The sequence below is a fragment of the Bradyrhizobium sp. SRL28 genome (assembly GCF_018596315.1).
Classification (GTDB): domain Bacteria; phylum Pseudomonadota; class Alphaproteobacteria; order Rhizobiales; family Xanthobacteraceae; genus Bradyrhizobium.
Genome location: NZ_JAHEAG010000003.1, coordinates 12,738 through 28,821, shown reverse-complemented (window position 1 = coordinate 28,821; position 16,084 = coordinate 12,738). Strand labels below are relative to the sequence as shown.

At 63.0% G+C, this 16,084-nt stretch carries 15 protein-coding genes; 10 read left to right on the top strand and 5 right to left on the bottom strand.

Annotated elements, in window-relative coordinates:
• Positions 1 to 108 precede the first annotated feature (108 nt).
• Positions 109 to 1,839, top strand: a complete 1,731-nt coding sequence (locus KIP88_RS08025; protein WP_249790624.1) for a sulfatase-like hydrolase/transferase — start codon at positions 109 to 111, stop codon at positions 1,837 to 1,839.
• 193 nt (positions 1,840 to 2,032) lie between these two features.
• Here KIP88_RS08025 and KIP88_RS08020 read toward each other — a convergent pair whose 3' ends face one another.
• Positions 2,033 to 3,592 (bottom strand): ABC transporter permease/substrate-binding protein, encoded by a 1,560-nt coding sequence (locus KIP88_RS08020; protein ID WP_214487357.1) that lies wholly within the window; start codon positions 3,590 to 3,592, stop codon positions 2,033 to 2,035.
• On the bottom strand, positions 3,589 to 4,377 hold the full coding sequence (locus KIP88_RS08015) for an ATP-binding cassette domain-containing protein (protein WP_214487356.1): 789 nt from the start codon (positions 4,375 to 4,377) through the stop codon (positions 3,589 to 3,591). Before KIP88_RS08015 ends, KIP88_RS08020 begins: the two co-directional genes overlap by 4 nt.
• A 364-nt stretch (positions 4,378 to 4,741) precedes the next feature.
• Here KIP88_RS08015 and KIP88_RS08010 point away from each other — a divergent pair, with 364 nt between their 5' ends.
• Entirely contained in the window at positions 4,742 to 5,401 is a 660-nt protein-coding gene (locus KIP88_RS08010; RefSeq protein WP_214487355.1) for a VIT1/CCC1 transporter family protein, read from the top strand.
• Between the two features lie 6 nt (positions 5,402 to 5,407).
• Positions 5,408 to 6,349, top strand: coding sequence for a TorF family putative porin (locus tag KIP88_RS08005; protein ID WP_214487354.1), 942 nt, complete (start codon positions 5,408 to 5,410; stop codon positions 6,347 to 6,349).
• 123 nt (positions 6,350 to 6,472) lie between these two features.
• Here KIP88_RS08005 and KIP88_RS08000 read toward each other — a convergent pair whose 3' ends face one another.
• Complete coding sequence (locus KIP88_RS08000) at positions 6,473 to 6,964, bottom strand: hypothetical protein (protein ID WP_249790623.1); 492 nt, start codon at positions 6,962 to 6,964, stop codon at positions 6,473 to 6,475.
• Between the two features lie 180 nt (positions 6,965 to 7,144).
• Between KIP88_RS08000 and KIP88_RS07995 the strand changes: the two genes are divergently transcribed.
• The 3 genes from KIP88_RS07995 to KIP88_RS07985 all read left to right on the top strand — a co-directional run bounded on the left by KIP88_RS07995 (position 7,145) and on the right by KIP88_RS07985 (position 10,250).
• Positions 7,145 to 7,972: an ABC transporter ATP-binding protein gene (locus KIP88_RS07995; RefSeq protein ID WP_214487353.1), complete on the top strand. Its 828-nt coding sequence runs from the start codon at positions 7,145 to 7,147 to the stop codon at positions 7,970 to 7,972.
• Positions 7,972 to 8,760 carry an ABC transporter permease gene (locus KIP88_RS07990; RefSeq protein WP_214487352.1) on the top strand — a complete coding sequence of 263 codons (789 nt, stop codon included), beginning with the start codon at positions 7,972 to 7,974 and terminating at the stop codon, positions 8,758 to 8,760. The genes KIP88_RS07995 and KIP88_RS07990 overlap by 1 nt, the downstream gene beginning before the upstream one ends.
• 242 nt (positions 8,761 to 9,002) lie before the next feature.
• A complete protein-coding gene (locus KIP88_RS07985) occupies positions 9,003 to 10,250 on the top strand; it encodes an MFS transporter (protein WP_214487351.1) in 1,248 nt (415 codons plus the stop codon).
• Positions 10,251 to 10,356: 106 nt separating this feature from the next.
• Here the strand turns inward: KIP88_RS07985 and KIP88_RS07980 are convergent, their stop codons facing one another.
• Positions 10,357 to 10,806: a cupin domain-containing protein gene (locus tag KIP88_RS07980; RefSeq protein WP_214487350.1), complete on the bottom strand. Its 450-nt coding sequence runs from the start codon at positions 10,804 to 10,806 to the stop codon at positions 10,357 to 10,359.
• A 219-nt stretch (positions 10,807 to 11,025) separates the two neighbouring features.
• On the opposite strand from KIP88_RS07980, the gene KIP88_RS07975 reads away from it, so the two are divergent.
• Positions 11,026 to 12,054 carry an ABC transporter substrate-binding protein gene (locus KIP88_RS07975; RefSeq protein WP_214487349.1) on the top strand — a complete coding sequence of 343 codons (1,029 nt, stop codon included), beginning with the start codon at positions 11,026 to 11,028 and terminating at the stop codon, positions 12,052 to 12,054.
• A gap of 41 nt (positions 12,055 to 12,095) precedes the next feature.
• Positions 12,096 to 12,806: an NUDIX hydrolase gene (locus KIP88_RS07970; protein WP_214487348.1), complete on the top strand. Its 711-nt coding sequence runs from the start codon at positions 12,096 to 12,098 to the stop codon at positions 12,804 to 12,806.
• A gap of 2 nt (positions 12,807 to 12,808) precedes the next feature.
• Here KIP88_RS07970 and KIP88_RS07965 read toward each other — a convergent pair whose 3' ends face one another.
• A complete protein-coding gene (locus KIP88_RS07965; protein WP_214487347.1) occupies positions 12,809 to 13,639 on the bottom strand; it encodes a FadR/GntR family transcriptional regulator in 831 nt (276 codons plus the stop codon).
• 282 nt (positions 13,640 to 13,921) lie between these two features.
• Here KIP88_RS07965 and KIP88_RS07960 point away from each other — a divergent pair, with 282 nt between their 5' ends.
• Both KIP88_RS07960 and KIP88_RS07955 read left to right on the top strand, forming a co-directional pair.
• Positions 13,922 to 15,232: an ABC transporter substrate-binding protein gene (locus KIP88_RS07960; RefSeq protein WP_214487346.1), complete on the top strand. Its 1,311-nt coding sequence runs from the start codon at positions 13,922 to 13,924 to the stop codon at positions 15,230 to 15,232.
• 84 nt (positions 15,233 to 15,316) lie between these two features.
• Positions 15,317 to 16,084, top strand: coding sequence for an ABC transporter ATP-binding protein (locus KIP88_RS07955; protein ID WP_214487345.1), 768 nt, complete (start codon positions 15,317 to 15,319; stop codon positions 16,082 to 16,084).

Here is a 16,084-nt window from a genome sequence, read left to right as displayed (position 1 = left end):
GAAACCGGTTTTCCGAACAGATCATGCTCAAACAAGGAGATGAGATCATGATGCGATCCTTGATCGCATCATGATCGAGGACAAATGCCAGCCGTGACGGAACCCGGAATGAGCGACAGCATCCGCGCGGAATCGCGCGGTATCAGGTTCTTTGCCCTGGCCGGCCTGATCGTTGCCGTCCATCTGGCGGGGCTCGTGGTCCTGCTCACCACCGAATACGGGCCATTCGCGATCACGCTGTCCGTGCTGGCGTGGGTCTTCGTGAACTGCTTGCTGCTGGTCGTGTTGCAGCGGCCCGTAATCTGCGCCGCGCTGGCGCTGGCCTTGATCGTGATCCTGATCGCGCTGTCGCACTTCAAGTTCGGAATTCTGCAACTGACGCTGACGTTCCTCGACTTCCTGATCATCGACCGCGACACCTTTTCGTTTCTGCTCTCGGTATTCCCACGGCTGCAGATGCAGTTGATGATGGCGGGGCTGGTTGCGGTTCCGCTGCTATGGGCGCTCTGGCGCTTCGATCCGTTTCGCGTGCGCCGCCGCCTTGCATTGATGGGAGTGGCGGCGACGACGGCGCTGATCGCGGTGATGTCGGTCGCATCGCCCGAGCAGGCATGGGAGCCGTTCCAGGGCGTCAATCATATTTCCAATCTGGCGCGCTCGGGTGTGGTGGCGGTGTCGCGGCTGGCGTCGACAGGGTGGATCGAGGCCGATCCGCCGGCGAACGGCCCGCTCAGCCTCGCGCGGGACGCCCATGCCGCCGGCCTGCCTGCGCTGCCATCAGGCGAGGTCTGCGAGGCCACGGCCAAGCGGCCGCACATCATCATGCTGCTCGACGAGTCGAGCTTCGATGTCACCTCGGCGCCGGGCATCAAAGTGCCGGCGGGATACGCCGACTACTTCAAGTCGATCGACGGCAAGCAGCGAACCATGATCGCGGAGTCGACCGGCGGCCCGACATGGTACACCGAGTACAACGTGCTGACCGGCCTGTCGGCGCGCTCGTTCGGCGATTTGAAGTTTTACATCACGCGGATCACCGCCGGCCGCGTGACGCGCGGATTGCCGCAGGCCCTGCAGCGCTGCGGCTACAAGACTGTCTCGCTCTATCCGACCTATGGCGACTTCCTGAGCGCGCGTGCCTTCCAGAAGGGCATCGGCGTCGACCAGTTCATCGACATGGCCGAGATGGGCGTGAATGAGGACATGCAGCCCGACCAGTTCTACTACGATCAGGCCCTGAAGGCATTCGCGCGCGAGCAGCCGAAGCAGTCGCCGGTCTTCATGTTTGTCTACCTCACCGCCAATCATTTTCCCTGGCACGACGTCTATCGTCCCGACCTGACGCCTGCGGGCTGGACGCCGCCGGGCAACACTGCCGAGGTCGATGAGTACATCCGCCGCCAGGCCATGACGGCAAACGACTATCGCGAATTCACCGAGCGGCTGAAGCGCGACTATCCGGACGAGTCGTTCCTTGTGCTGCGTTTCGGCGATCACCAGCCGGCGATCTCGCAAAAGCTGCTCGAGCCCGGCATCGATCGGGCGACGCTGGCGAAACGCCTGATGGCCACCGATCCGCGCTATTACTCGACTTATTATGCCATCGACGGTATCAACTACCAGCCGCGCAACCTGTCGTCCGCGCTTGAAACGCTCGACGCGGCCTATATCCCGCTCGTGCTCCAGGAAGCCGCCGGCCTCCCGCTCGATCCGTCGTTCGCCGAGCAGAAGAGCATCATGCTCCGCTGCAAGGGCACCTTCTACGCCTGCAAGAAAGGCGCAGAAGCGCGCCGGTTCAACCGCCTGCTGATTGATGCGGGCATGATCAAGGGGCTGTGACGCTACATCGTCATTGCGAGATCCCGTAGGGTGGGCAAAGCTTCCGTTGCCGGCCATCCACGTCTCCATCCCCGTCATTGCCTGCGACAAACGCGAAGCGTTTGCGCAAGGGAGCGAAGCGACGAAGCAATCCATGCCTCAGCTTGCGGCGAGATGGATTGCTTCGCTGCGCTCGCAATGACGGAAGAACCTCCTACTTCTTCCCCACCTTCTCCCACAGCCACTGCGCCACTGCATCCGGCGAGCTTGTCGCATCATTGCCGGCCGCGCGCAGATTGGCCTCGCGCATCGTGGCGATGTCGATCTTGCCGAGCAGCGGCGTCAGCGCCTTGCGTAAGCCCTCGTCATTGGCGCGCTTGGGCGCCAGCAGCACCATCGCGTCGTAGGGCGGGATCGCGCGCCTGATGTCGCCGAGAACAACCAGATCGTATTTCGCGATCAATCCGTCGCTGGTGTAGCCGGCGATGACGTCGACTTCGCCGGAGGCGACCGCCGCATACATGAAGTCCGGTTGCATCTGCCGCTGGCCGCGGAACGACAGGCCGTAGGCCTTGCGCAGCGCGGTCCATTCGGGCCGCGAGAAGAATTCATAGTCGCCGGCGATCGACATGTTCGCCGCGCGCGAGGCGAGGTCGGCGATGGTGCGAATGCCGAGCTGCTCGGCGCGCTTGCGCGGCATCACCAGCGCATAGGCGTTCTCGAAGCCGAGTTCGCCCAATAGCGTGATGTTCTGCTTCGCCAGCATCGTCTTCAGTTCGGCCAGCACCTCCTGGCGCGGCCTGATGTCGGTGCGCTGGAACTGGTTGGCCCACAGCGTGCCGGAATAGTCGACATAGACGTCGATGTCGTTGGCCGCCAGCGCTTCGAAGATCACGTTGGACCCGAGGCCTTCGCGTGTCGTCGCAGGAAGGGAGGCTGCTTTCAGCCGCTGCGCCATCAATGCCGACAGCACGTATTGCTCGGTGAAGGTTTTTGCGCCGACGACGTAGTTCGTTTGCGAGCGCATCACAGTGGGCACCAGCGTGGCCGCGACCAACGCCGCAATCCCGGCGCCGCCCAGCACCGCGCGAAAACGGCTGCGGTGGCGCAGGCCGCTTTCGATCAGCGCCAGCAGTTGATCGACGGCCAGCGCCAGCACCGCGGCGGCAAGGCAGCCAAACAGCACGAACACCCAGTTTTGGGTCTGCAACCCTGCAAAGATGTAATTGCCGAGGCTGGTCTGGCCGATCGGCGTCGACAGCGTCGCGGTGCCGATCACCCAGACCGCCGCGGTGCGGATGCCCGCCATCATCACCGGCAGCGCCAGCGGCAATTCCACCGTGAACAGCGATTGCCGCGGCGTCATGCCGACGCCCTGGGCTGCTTCGAGGATCGCAGGCTCCACGCCCTGCAAGCCCGTGATGGTGTTGCGCAGTACCGGCAGCATCGAATAGAGCGCCAGCGCCAGCACCGCAGGCAAAAATCCGAAGGCGGAGAAGCCAAACCCGAACCACGACAGCGACAGCGCCGCGAGCGCCAGCAGCAGCGGATAGAACAGCGCCAGCAACGCCAGTCCCGGCACCGTCTGCACGATGCTGGCGAGCCCGAGCAGCGCGCCGCGCAGCACGGGCCGGTGGCGCGAGAGGATCGCGAGCGGCAGGCTGACGAGTAAGCCCAGCGCCAGCGCGGTGACGCTGACGCGGACATGGTTGCCGAGATAATCGGGCAGGTGGCCCAGCGCCTCGCCCCAGCGCGGATCGGTGAAGAGACTCATGCCGCACCCTCGCGGGGCAGCAAGGCGCCGAGGCGCTCGGCCTGCCGACGCGGCGTGCGCAGGAGTTCGCCGACGTAAGTATCGTCGCTTTCGGAAAGCTCTGATGGCGTGCCCTGCGCCAGCAGCTTTCCGCCTCCCATCACCGCGATCCGGTCGGCGAGGAGGATCGCCTCCGTCATGTCATGGGTGATCATGACCGTGGTCAGGCCGAGCGTGCGATGCAGCTCGCGAAAATCGTCGCCGAGCGCGTCGCGGGTTAAGGGGTCAAGTGCGCCGAACGGCTCATCCATCAGCACGATGCGCGGTTTTGCGGCAAGCGCGCGCGCCACGCCGACGCGCTGGCGCTGGCCGCCGGAGAGTTCATGCGGCAGCCGGTCACGGTATTGCGCCCGGTCGAGCCGCACCAGGTCGAGCAGTTCATCCACCCGCGCGGAAATCTCCGCGGGCGGTGTGCCCGTCAGCTTCGGCGTAATGCCGATATTGCCGGCGACGCTGAGATGCGGAAACAATCCCCCGCTCTGGAAGACATAGCCGATCCGCCGCCGCAGCAGGATCGGATCGACATTGCGCACGTCCTCGCCTTCGACCGTAATCGAGCCGGAGTCCGCCTCGATCAGCCGGTTGGCGAGCCGCAACAGCGTCGTCTTGCCCGAACCGGAGCCGCCGACGATGGCCAGGAATTCGCCCTCGGCGACGTCGAGTGAAACGTCGTCGACGGCCCTCACGCGGCCATCGTCAAAGGTCTTGCCGACGTGAGTATAGGCGATCAGGGGAGTGGTCGGCATTTGGTGCGGTCTCAACCCTTGGCGCGATTCCCAACGGATACAGTGATAGCCGATAAATGGCCGGCCGTGAGCCGAGCGCGGGATCTTTTATGCGACGGGCCCTTCAATTCCAAACCTCATGATCGCGGATCACGCCGCAATTAAATGGCTTTGACTTCCGGCGATAACCTACACATCATCGGGGTTCGGGTGGCGGCGCGCGATTTATAGCGAGCCATGGCGTCGAGCATGAAGTCGGAGGTTTGATCGTACTGCGGTACTCGGTACTGTGCTCCGCGCCTACTCTGTGCAGAAAGGTCGGCTCGGCCGGCTAATATAGTCAACAAATTTGCCCTGAAGGTTGAGCCAACGGGCGTTTGATTCGATGTCAGAGGTCTCGGATAGTCCTTTCGGGCGCGTGCTGGATCCGATGGAACGGATCTCGGAGACCTTGTTCGGCCTGATCATGGCTCTCACCTTCATTTGCAGCCTCGGTGTCGCAACGTCGGGCAACATCAAGATTCAAACGATGCTGATCGGAGCGCTCGGCTGCAACCTGGCTTGGGGCATCGTTGACGGCGGTCTTTATTTGCTGGCGCGTATCAATGAGCGGGGCGGCAAGAACCTGACCCTGCGCGCAATACGGCAGGCGCCGGATGCTGAGACCGCGCAACGCGTCATCGCCGACGCGCTGCCGCCGGAATTGGTGTCGGTCCTGCCCGCGGAGCAACTGGAGTTGATGCGGCAAAAAGTGCTGCAGTCGCCTGAGCCCAAGGGTCCGAAGCTGACCAGGCGCGACTGGACCGGAGCGCTGGGTCTTTGCTTGCTGAGTTTCCTTGCGACTTTCCCGGTCGTGATCCCCTTCATCCTCGTCAGCGACGCCAAACTGGCGTTGCGTGTCTCCTACGCCGTCGCCATCGCGATGCTGTTCTGCTGTGGCTACGCGTTCGGAGTCCAGAGCGGAATTAAGCCCTGGGTGGCGGGTCTTTCGATGGTGGCTTTTGGCAGTGCGTTGGTCGGCATCGCGGTAGCCCTTGGAGGATAGTCGACGGTGCGGCAGCGAGGCATTGCAGAAGTCTGGCTCGTCGGCGGCACCTCGATTGCCGTGTTCGTTGCCTTATCGCTTGCGCCCATGACCGGCGGCTTGGCGCGCGCGCAAACCCCTGAGGTCAGCTCGGGCGGTGCGATCGGCCTTGGCAATCGCGGCTGGTCCGCCTCCGACCCGAACCGCGCAACGTCTGCGAATGAGCTCGAATTCAGCGCCCGCGCGGGGGCTGCATCCGACTACATTTATCGCGGGACCACGCTGTCCGATCACGGGCCCGCAGCCGGGGCTGCCGTTGAAGCAAGGTTTGGCGCTCTGTACGCCGGCACCACCGTGGCCACCGTCAAACTGCCGACTCAACCATTCGCCGAGTTCACTTTTGCGGCCGGCGTCCGCCCGAAGATCGCAACGATCGACTTCGATTTCGGCATGACCTATTTCGCCTATCCCGGAGAGAGGCTACTCGGCGAGACCGGCATCAATTATTGGGAGGCGGTTGTCCGCGGCGATCGAAGCATCGGCGAACAGGTCCGCGTCGCCGCCGGCTACGCCTATTCTCCGAACGTCTCAAACACCGGCGCCTGGAGCCAATACGTCGCGGCTGGTGTGGGTTACGACGTGCCGGGCCGTCTGCTCCCGCCGAACCTTGGCATATCCTTCACTACCGCTGCCGGCTATTCGTGGTTCGGAAATCAGATGCCAACCCTCGGCGGCTTCCCGCTACCCGCCTATCTCAATTGGCAGGCGGGGGTGACCTTCACTCACAAGGCCTTCAACCTCGATCTGCGCTACTACGACACCAATCTGTCGAAAGAGAACTGCTTCGTCTTCACCGGAGATCCAAACGCACGGCTGGGTGGCCGTGTCGATCCCGTTACCAACCCGGCTGGCCTTATCTCGAACTGGTGCAGCGCGACGTTCGTCGCCAAGGCCTGGTTTGCGTTTTAGATAATCAGCTCGTTCGCGGCGTCGGATTCCATCGCGTGCGAGCTTTGCGCTTCGGTGATTTGAATGGGCACCATCACCCACCATTGTCCGGTAGCGAGTTTTGAGCAGGCATCAGGCGTTCGCTTAGAACTTGCATCTCGTGTAGTTCAGGCTCATTCCCGCAATCTCGGGAAATGACCGGGAAATAGTATCGTCGTTGATGATTTTCAGACTGAATCGGACATCCTGGGTCATGATGCTCGACGCGCAAGCTGCGGAAAGCTCGAGGCTATCGCCCTCCTGCTTCCTGGATTTGATTGTGCAGGTCGCGGCTCTTCCTCTGATCCGGTCGCCATCGATGATGAAACCTGAACCGAAAAGCTCGGAAAACTCTGCATACTCGACCCTGCCATCCTTCTTTGTGAAGACCTGGCTGCACAGATCCGCGTGCCCCGCCCATGCGCCTGTAAGTTCGATCGCCCGCGCTTCGGCCACGGAAAAGATGCTCGAGCCCAACATGACGGCTGCCCCAGCCAATCGGAACGCTCTACACATAATCTCTGCTCCCAAATTCAATGATTTTGAATGCCTTGCTTGCCCTTCCTGATCTTGCCCTTCTTGTTCGCCGGCCGCCATCTTAGCCTCTAATTCTCGATCGCGGGGCGTAAAAACGGTCGCCCTGCAAAAGAGGGCAAGCCGAAGTCTCGACCGGCTCAATCCGAAAGCCGGAGATGATCAACGACCCGCGTTGCAGCGCCGCGTTGAACTTATCCTTGGTAACCGCTAAGGCATCCGTCCAAATCTTGGGGAGAAAGCATGGCCGATACCGCAGAGCCCGTGGCGGTCGCCCTTGACGACGCGACGGTGGCGTTTCGCGTGGCCGGGGATCGTGTCTACACAGCCGTGGAGCGGGCCAGCCTGTCCGTCGCCCATGGCGAGTTTGTTGCCATTGTCGGCCCGACCGGGTGCGGGAAATCGACGCTGCTCAACGTGGCGGCCGGGCTTTTGAAGCCCGCCGCGGGGTCGGTGAAGATTTTCGGTCAGCCGCTGACGGGGTTGAACCGGGAAGCCGGCTATCTGTTTCAGGCCGATGCGCTGTTTCCCTGGAAGACCGCGATCGACAATGTCGCCATTGGCCTCGACATCAAGGGCGCGCCGCGCGAGCAGGCGTTGCAGCGGGCGCAGGGCTGGCTCACGTCAGTGGGGCTCGGCGCGTTCGCCAACCGCTATCCGCACATGCTGTCCGGCGGCCAGCGCAAGCGCGTCGGCCTCGCGCAGGTTTTGATCCGCGATCCAAAAATCCTTCTGATGGACGAGCCGTTCGGCCCGCTCGACGCCCAAACCCGGCAGATCATGGGCAACCTGCTGCTGGAACTGTGGAACGCCGACCGCAAGGCGGTGCTGTTCGTCACCCACGATCTCGAAGAGGCGATCGCGCTTGCCGATCGCGTCGTGATCATGTCGGCAGGGCCATCCGCGCGCATCATCGGCGACTGGCGTGTGCCGCTGCCGCGCCCGCGCGACATCTCGGAAGTGCGGATGGAAAAGCAATTCCACGAACTGCACCGCGAAATCTGGAGCGTGCTGAAGGACGAAGTGATGAAGGGTTATGTACAGTCGACGCTAAGTGCGGAGGTCGGCTGATGTCGCGCCTGACACTGCTGTTCTGGCAATTGATGGTGGCGGTGGTCGCACTGTCGCTGTGGCAGTTCCTCGCCACCGTGCCGGTGTTCGGCCGCATCCTGCTGCCGCCGTTCTTCTTCTCCAACCCGGTCGATGTCGCGAGCCAGATCGTCAAATGGTTCTCCTCAGGCGTGATCTGGAAGCATCTGATGATTACGCTGTGGGAGTCGGTGCTGGCTTTCGTGATCGGCTCGGTCGGCGGCGTGCTGGTCGGCTTCTGGTTCGCGCGCCAGCCGCGCGTCGCCGCGGTATTCGATCCCTACGTCAAGATGGTCAACGCGCTGCCGCGCGTGGTGCTGGCGCCGATCTTCACGCTGTGGCTGGGCTTGGGCATCTGGTCCAAGGTCGCGCTCGGCGTGACGCTGGTGTTCTTCATCGTGTTCTTCAACGTCTATCAGGGCGTCAAGGAGGTCAGCCAGACCGTGCTGGACAACGGCCGCATGCTCGGCATGAGCGAACGGCAATTGACGCGGCATGTCTACTGGCCGTCGGCGCTGTCGTGGATGTTTTCCTCGCTGCACACCGCGGTCGGCTTCGCCGTGGTCGGTGCTGTCGTCGGCGAATATCTGGGATCGGCGGCCGGTCTCGGCTACCTGATCCAGCAGGCCGAAGGCGTGTTCGACGTCGCCGCCGTGTTCGCCGGCATGTTCGTGCTATCGGCTTTCGTCATCCTGATCGACATGGTGGTGACGCTGGTCGAGCGCCGGCTGCTGGTCTGGCGGCCGGTCGCGGCGGAGAGCAGGGGGTAGGTCTCCCCGTCATCGCAGGAATCGTAGGGTGGGCAAAGCGAAGCGTGCCCACCATCTGCAGAGACTGCGATGCGGATGAATGGTGGGCACGCTTGCGCTTTGCCCACCCTACGGTTCTGCCGTTATCTGCTACTGTTACAGTCACCAGCTCAATTGTTATTCGCCTTCCGCGAGCCAAACGCGCATGGTGAAGCCGGGCCGTGCCGGAAGCGGCTTCGAGCGGCGCAACGGCCCGAAGGCAGATGATCCCCGCACAGGACACAAGCCCTCCTGATGAGACGCTGCTGCGCTATGCTGGCTGGCGGGCCGTGCTCGCCTGTTTCCTCATGGCGCTGTTTCTGTTCGGCTTTGCCCTTTACGGCCAGGGCGTCTACCTGGTCGAACTCCAGCGCCTGAATGGCTGGCCGCCCGCGCTGATCTCGGGGGCCAGCACGCTGTCCTTCCTGCGCAGCAATATCCTTGCGACCTTCACCAGCGAGTTCGTGGACCGGTTGGGCGCGAAGCGGCTCGTCCTGCTCGGAATTGCAGCGCTTGCAGCCTCCATGGCGATGCTCGCATCGGCGACCACGGTTTGGCAGCTCTATGCCGCCTTCATCCTGATGTCGCTGGGATGGATCGGCATGGGAACCGTCGTGATCGCGACCGTCGTAAGTCTGTGGTTCGTGCGCCGTCGCGGGCTCGCGATCAGTCTGGCGTACACCGGTGCGAGTTTCGGCGGGGTCGTCGCGACGCCCTTGCTCGTGCTTCTCGTCGAACGAACAGGCTTTGCAGCCGCGATGTTGATCGCGGCAGCGGTCACGGTTGTCGTTCTCGTGCCCGTCGCGCTCGCCTGGATCGGCCCGCGATCTCAGATGGGTGCCGTGGAGGCCAGCGAGCCGCCGCAACCTCGATCGTCGTCCGTAACGGCCGAAATATCGCGCGTGAAGCTGCTGCGCAGCCTGGCGTTCTGGACCATCTCGCTTCCCTTTGCGCTCGCCCTGGTAGCCCAGGTGGGCTTCATCGTGCATCAGATCGCGCTGCTTGAACCGAAGGTCGGCCGCAGCAGCGCGGGGCTCGCGGTTTCCGTCATGACCTTCACGGCGATCGCAGGGCGCCTCGGCCTTGGCATGGTTGTCGACCGGTTCGATCCGCGGCTCGTCACCGCCGTGTCGCTCGTCAGCCAGGCGGCGGCGCTTCTCCTCATCCGCCAGACCGATACCGTGCCGATGATCCTGGCCGCGTCCGCCGTCTTTGGTTTTTCGGTCGGCAACATCATTACGCTGCCGCCGCTGATCATTCATCGCGAATTCAGCGCCGCCAGTTTCGTCGTCGTCATGGGCCTGTCGACCGCGATCAGCGGCACCGTCGGCGCGCTGGGTCCCGCATTGATCGGCCTCATTCGGGGGTGGAGCAGCGACTATGACGCCGCCCTTCTGGTTTGCATCGCGCTGGAGCTTGTCGCCGCGGCGATCGTGGCCCGCCGGGGATTTCTGATCTGGCAGGAATCGTAGGGTGGGCAAAGCGAAGCGTGCCCACCGTTCACGACCACAGCAAAAACATGGTGGGCACGGCGAAGAGCGCGCCTTTGCCCACCCTACGATTCTGCAACGCGCAGACTCAATTCAACATCTTCGTATCATCCGGCGCCTGCGGCGGCGTCTTGATCGCGATCGCCTTGAGGGTGCGGCCGTCGGGCTTGGTGCCGCCATGCGCGGTGCCCTTCGGGATCACGACGAGGTCGCCCGGCTTTACCCGCACTTCCTTGTCGCCCAGCCAGATCGTGCCGGTGCCGTCGAGGATGTACTGGATCTCGTTGGTGTTGGGATGCATGTGCTTGCCGACATTGCCGTCCTGGATCGAGATGGTCATGCCGTCGGCGGCAACGAACAGCTTTGAGCGCATTCCGGTGCCCGAGGGCATGCCGAGCTTGTCGCCTTCGAGCTCGCCGGTGCTGATGACCTGCGCGGTGATGTTCTCGGCGGCGATTGCCGGACGGAGCAGATGGGTGACGCTGCAACCGGCGGCGAAAGCGGCGGCGAGCGATAGCGTGATGGCTAGGCGATTCATGGGCAGTCCTCCCCTGTGTTGATTTTTGTGGAGGCGATGCTATGCCGCGGGAATCCGTCTGACCAGCGCGCGATGCTGCGTATCTCACGAAAAGATCGCGGAATAGAGCGGTCTGCATGATCAGGACGCCAGCGTTGCGAGCCGCGCTTTGGCACCAAAGTCGCCTTCTCAAGCCCGCCGGGCTGCACTATCGTGCGAGCCAAATCTTTGGAGGAACCCATGAAGAAACTGTTCGGCCGGCTGGCCGCTTCGCTGCTGGCGCTGACGCTGACCTCGGGATTTGCCGCAGCGCAAAGCAAGGTCACCGTCGCGATCGGGGGCGGCTCCTGCCTGTGCTATCTGCCGACGGTGCTGGCCAGGCAGCTCGGCGAATATGAAAAGGCGGGGCTGGCGGTCGAACTGGTCGACCTCAAGGGCGGTTCGGACGCGCTGAAAGCCGTGCTCGGCGGCAGCGCCGACGTGGTGTCGGGCTATTTCGACCACTGCGTCAATCTGGCCGCCAAGAAGCAGGAATTGCAGTCCTTCGTGATCTATGACCGCTACCCCGGTCTGGTGCTGGTGGTGTCGCCCAAGCACACCAACGACATCAAGTCGATCAAGGATCTGGCCGGCAAGAAGGTCGGCGTCAGCGCGCCGGGCTCCTCGACCGATTTCTTCCTGAAATATCTCCTGAAGAAGAACGGCCTCGACCCGACCAGCGCCGCGGTGATCGGTGTCGGCCTCGGCGCGACCGCCGTGGCGGCGATGCAGCAGGGACAGATCGAAGCGGCCGTGATGCTCGATCCCTCCGTCACCGTTTTGCAGGGCAGCTATCCCGATTTGAAGATACTGGCCGACACCCGCAGCGAGAAGGACACGCTCGCCGTGTTCGGCGGCGAATATCCCGGCGGCGCACTCTATACGACCACGGCGTGGATCAAGTCGCACGAGAAGGAAGTGCAGGCGCTGACCACGGCGATCGTCAACACGCTGGACTGGATTCACTCGCATTCGCCGGAAGAGATCATGGCGAAGATGCCCGAAGAAATCGTCGGCAAGAACAAGGAGCTCTATCTGGCGGCGCTGAAGAACACGATCCCGATGTATTCGCTGACCGGCAAGATGGACCCCAAGGGCGCGGATGCCGTGCTCGCGGTGTTCAGCGAGGGTTCGCCGGAGGTCGCCAAGGCCAATATCGACGTGACCAAGACTTACACCAACAAATATGTCGAACAGGTCAAGAAGACCTCTGGCACGAACACCAAGTGAAGCCCGGATAGGATGGGCATGAGATCGAGCGAAGCCAGGCGATGAGTGACACGAAGCCTCCGGTCATTCATCGCGTCAGCGCGCTCGACCTCGTTGTCGAAGCGTGGACGTGGCCGTTTGCCGAAACGCGGCGCGCGGAGATCGCGGCGCATTTCGCCGACAAGCAGCGCGAAAAACCTGCGATGTGGAACGGCCGCGTGCTGCTCGGGCGCAATCCGGTGTTTTCAGGCGACCGCTTCAGCGCCAGCTATTTCGAAACCGATTTCGCAAGCTTTCTGGCCTGGCGGGACTGGGGCTTTCCTGACCCAAGCGTGTTCAACGGCTTCGGCATGGGTGCGCTATGTTGCGCCGACGGCGCCTTCGTGCTCGGCGAGATGGGGCAGCACACGTCGAACGCCGGGCGCATCTATTTCCCGTCAGGCACGCCCGACCTCGACGACATCAGGGACGGCGCGGTTGATATATCAGGCAGCGTCACGCGCGAGCTTGAGGAAGAAACCGGGCTGGCGCCCGGCGAGTACGAGAGCGAGCCGCATTGGCACTGCATCTATACGGGACGTGCGGTCGCAATGATCCGCATGCTGCGCGTCGGCATGCCGGGCGATGCGGTGCGCGAGCGGATCGAGCGCAATCTCGCCGCGCAGCACCAGCCTGAATTATCTGCCATCCACCTCGTGCGCGGCACCCGCGATCTCACCCCCGCAATGCCGCGTTTTGTCACGGCCTTTCTTGAAGCGCAGTTTGCGGCCTAGGGCTACCCATGGCTCTTTTTCTTCTTGTTGACGCCTGCCTTTTTGACGGCAGCTTTCTTCTTTGACGTGCCTGTAGCCGTGCCGGCCGGCCGTCGATCGGCGGCGGTGGCGATTGCCGTCTTCCGGTTCGACAGTTTCAACTTCGTATAATCAAGCACCCGTTCCATCGCGATCCGCGCCTTCTCGGCGTCGCCGCTCTCGATTGCGCGCGCGGCGGCGGCGTGGTTGGGCAGATTGTCCTTGAACCAGCCGACGCTGCCGACCGCGACATCGAAGACCGTGTTGAGGATGGTGTCGATGGCGCCACGAAAGCCCTGCAGCACCGGGTTGTGCGTCGCGTCGAGGATCGCAAGGTGAAACGCCTTGTCGGCGGCGATGGCGCTCGCCTCGTCCTGCGCGGTCTCCATCGCGGCCAACGCCGTATTGATCCGCCAGCGGTCGTTCTTGGTGGCGCGCTCGGCGGCAAGCGCTGCGGCCGCCGGCTCGATGATCGAGCGGACTTCCTGAATGGCCAGCAGCAGATCGCGGTCCGGCTCGTTCTGGCCGACCAGCCAGCTCAACACGTCGCGGTCGAGCAGGCTCCATTCAGAGCGCGGCAGCACATGCGTGCCGTGCCGCGGCCGGACGCTCACCATTCCCTTTGCGGCAAGCGTCTTGACGGCTTCCCGCACCACACCGCGTCCGACGCCGAAGCGGGCTTCGAGATCCGGCTCGGGCGGCAAGGCCGCTCCGACCGGAATGTGATCCTGCGCAATTTCGCGGCCGAGCCTCGTCAACACGTTGCGAATGCGCCCCGGCTTGATGCGCCTGTCGGCGGTCCGTGGCTTGGCCACCTCGTTCTGCTCCTGATCTCGGGCGAATTCGCGATTGCCTAACACGCGCACGCTGTGCTAGGCAATCATCCGATGTTTAACATCCGATGTTTGCGATGATCACGCGCGCATCGGCCGGACCGGAGATTGCGACTTTTGGGTGCCGAGGCGCCGCGACAGTGTGGCATCGGTTATTCGGCTTGACATCGCACGGCGCTGCCCGTGTGATGAGAACAACAACTACAAAAAGAAAACGACAAAAAAGAAAAAGGTGCATTGCACCATCTACAGAGGGAGGTTTTGATGCCGGGGCGCAAAGCTGCACGCCTTCTCGTTGGGCTGTCCGCCGCAATCGCGGTGCTGGGGATGGCGGTGACCGCCAAGGCCCAGGAAAAGAAAATCAAGATCGGCGTGATTTACGACCTGACCGGCCCGCTCGCGGGCGGCGGCTCGGAGCTGCAATATATCGGCGCCAAGATCATGCTCGACCAGTACGCCAAGACCGGCGTCGAGGGTTACAAGGTCGAGGCGGTTTACGCCGACGCCCAGAGCAAGCCTGATGTTGCGATCAACGAGGCGGTACGGCTGATCGAGCAGGAAAAGGTCAACATGCTGCTCGGCTTCTTCTCGTCGGCGCAATGCGTGCCGGTGGCCGCGCGCGTCGAGCAGTTGAAGAACTTCATGTGGATCACGACTTGCATTTCTTCCGCCGTGCTCGCGGACAAGAACTTCAAATACGTGTTCCGTCCGCAGGCGTCAGGTGACCAGTTCGGCATGATGACGATGGATTTCATCGCGCAGAACTCCAAGGAGAAGCTCGGCAAGGATCCAAAGGATCTGCGCGTCGCCATCATCCACGAGGACGGCGCCTACGGCGTCGACGTCTCCAAGGGCAACGAGGCCGGCGCCAAGAAGGCCGGCTTCAACATCGTGATGAAGGAAGGTTATTCGGCCACCGCGCCGGATCTTTCCGCGCTGGTCACCAAGCTGAAGCGCGGGCGGCCCGACGTGATCTTCCACACCGGCTATAATCCGGACATCACGCTGTTCGGCCGTCAGGCGCGCGAGCAGGGGCTAAAATTCCAGGCGCTCGTCGGTCACGGCGCGGGCTATGGCGTGTATGAGAAGCTGAAGGAAGGTCTCGGCGGTGACGTCAACTACGTCTTCAACACCGATCCGATTTCGATCTGGCTCGCCAATCAGAAATCGATGGATCCGAAGCTGCCGCCGGTCATCAAGATGGTCGGCGAGGAATTCGACAAGGCCAAGCCTGGGGTCGCGATCCGTTCCGCCCATGTCGGCATGGCGGCGTCGAACACCTACCTCTTCCTCACCGACGTGCTGCCGCGCGCCATCAAGAAATACGGTGGCGTCGATCCCGATGCGCTGCGCAAGGCCGCGCTCGAAGTCGACATTCCCGAGGGTGGCACCATGCTCGGCTTCGGCGTCAAATTCCACGGCGAAGGCACGCAGATGGCCGGCCAGAACGAGCGCTCGTTCCCGGTGGTCATTCAGTATGTCGACGACAAGTCGTATGTGGTGTGGCCGAAGAGCCAGGCGCAGCGCGAAGCCGTGCTGCCGCTGCCGAAGGGAACCACGTTCAGCAACCAGTAAAGCATGATCCCCGCGCAAACGCCTTCGCGTTTGTCGCGTTTTCCGGACTATGCTCAAACAAGAAACGTCGACGGAGAATCCGGCGTGCTGACGGTAGAAGGGTTGGTGAAGCGTTTCGGCGGCTTCACCGCAGTTAACAATGTGTCGTTCCGGGTCGAGCAGGGCGAGATTCTCGGTCTGATCGGCCCGAACGGCTCCGGCAAGAGCACGATCTTCAACATGCTGTCGGGCACGCTGGTGCCGACGGCGGGATCGATCCTGTTTGACGGCGCGGAGATCTCAGGCGTCGCCCCGCACCGCATCATCAACAGTGGCATCGGCCGCACTTTCCAGATCCCGCGGCCGTTTCACAGGCTCAGCATTTTTGAGAACGTGGCGCTGGCCGGCTATTACGGCCAGGGCAGCCATAGCCGGGCCAAGGCCGATGAAGCTGCCGAGCGCGCGCTTGGCATGGTCGGCCTGCCGACGGATCGGCACGCGAGTGTCGACGGGCTTGGCGCCGCCGGCCTGAAAAAACTCGAACTGGCAAAAGCGCTCGCGACGGGGCCAAAACTTCTGCTCGCCGATGAAAGCCTCGGCGGGCTCGACGAGCACGAGATGGATCAGGCCGCCGACATGCTGCGCAAGATCCGCGACGAGCTCGGCATCACCATCATCTGGGTCGAGCACATCATGGGCGTGTTGATGCGGGTGGTCGATCGCGTGATGGTGCTCGATCACGGCGAGAAGATTTCGGAGGGCCTGCCGAGCGCGGTGGCTGGCGATCCCAGGGTGATCGAGGTCTATCTCGGGACGGATGCGGATTCGAGCCAGGCTGCGGCGGCGGAAGCGCGCCGCAAGGCGGGGGTCTGA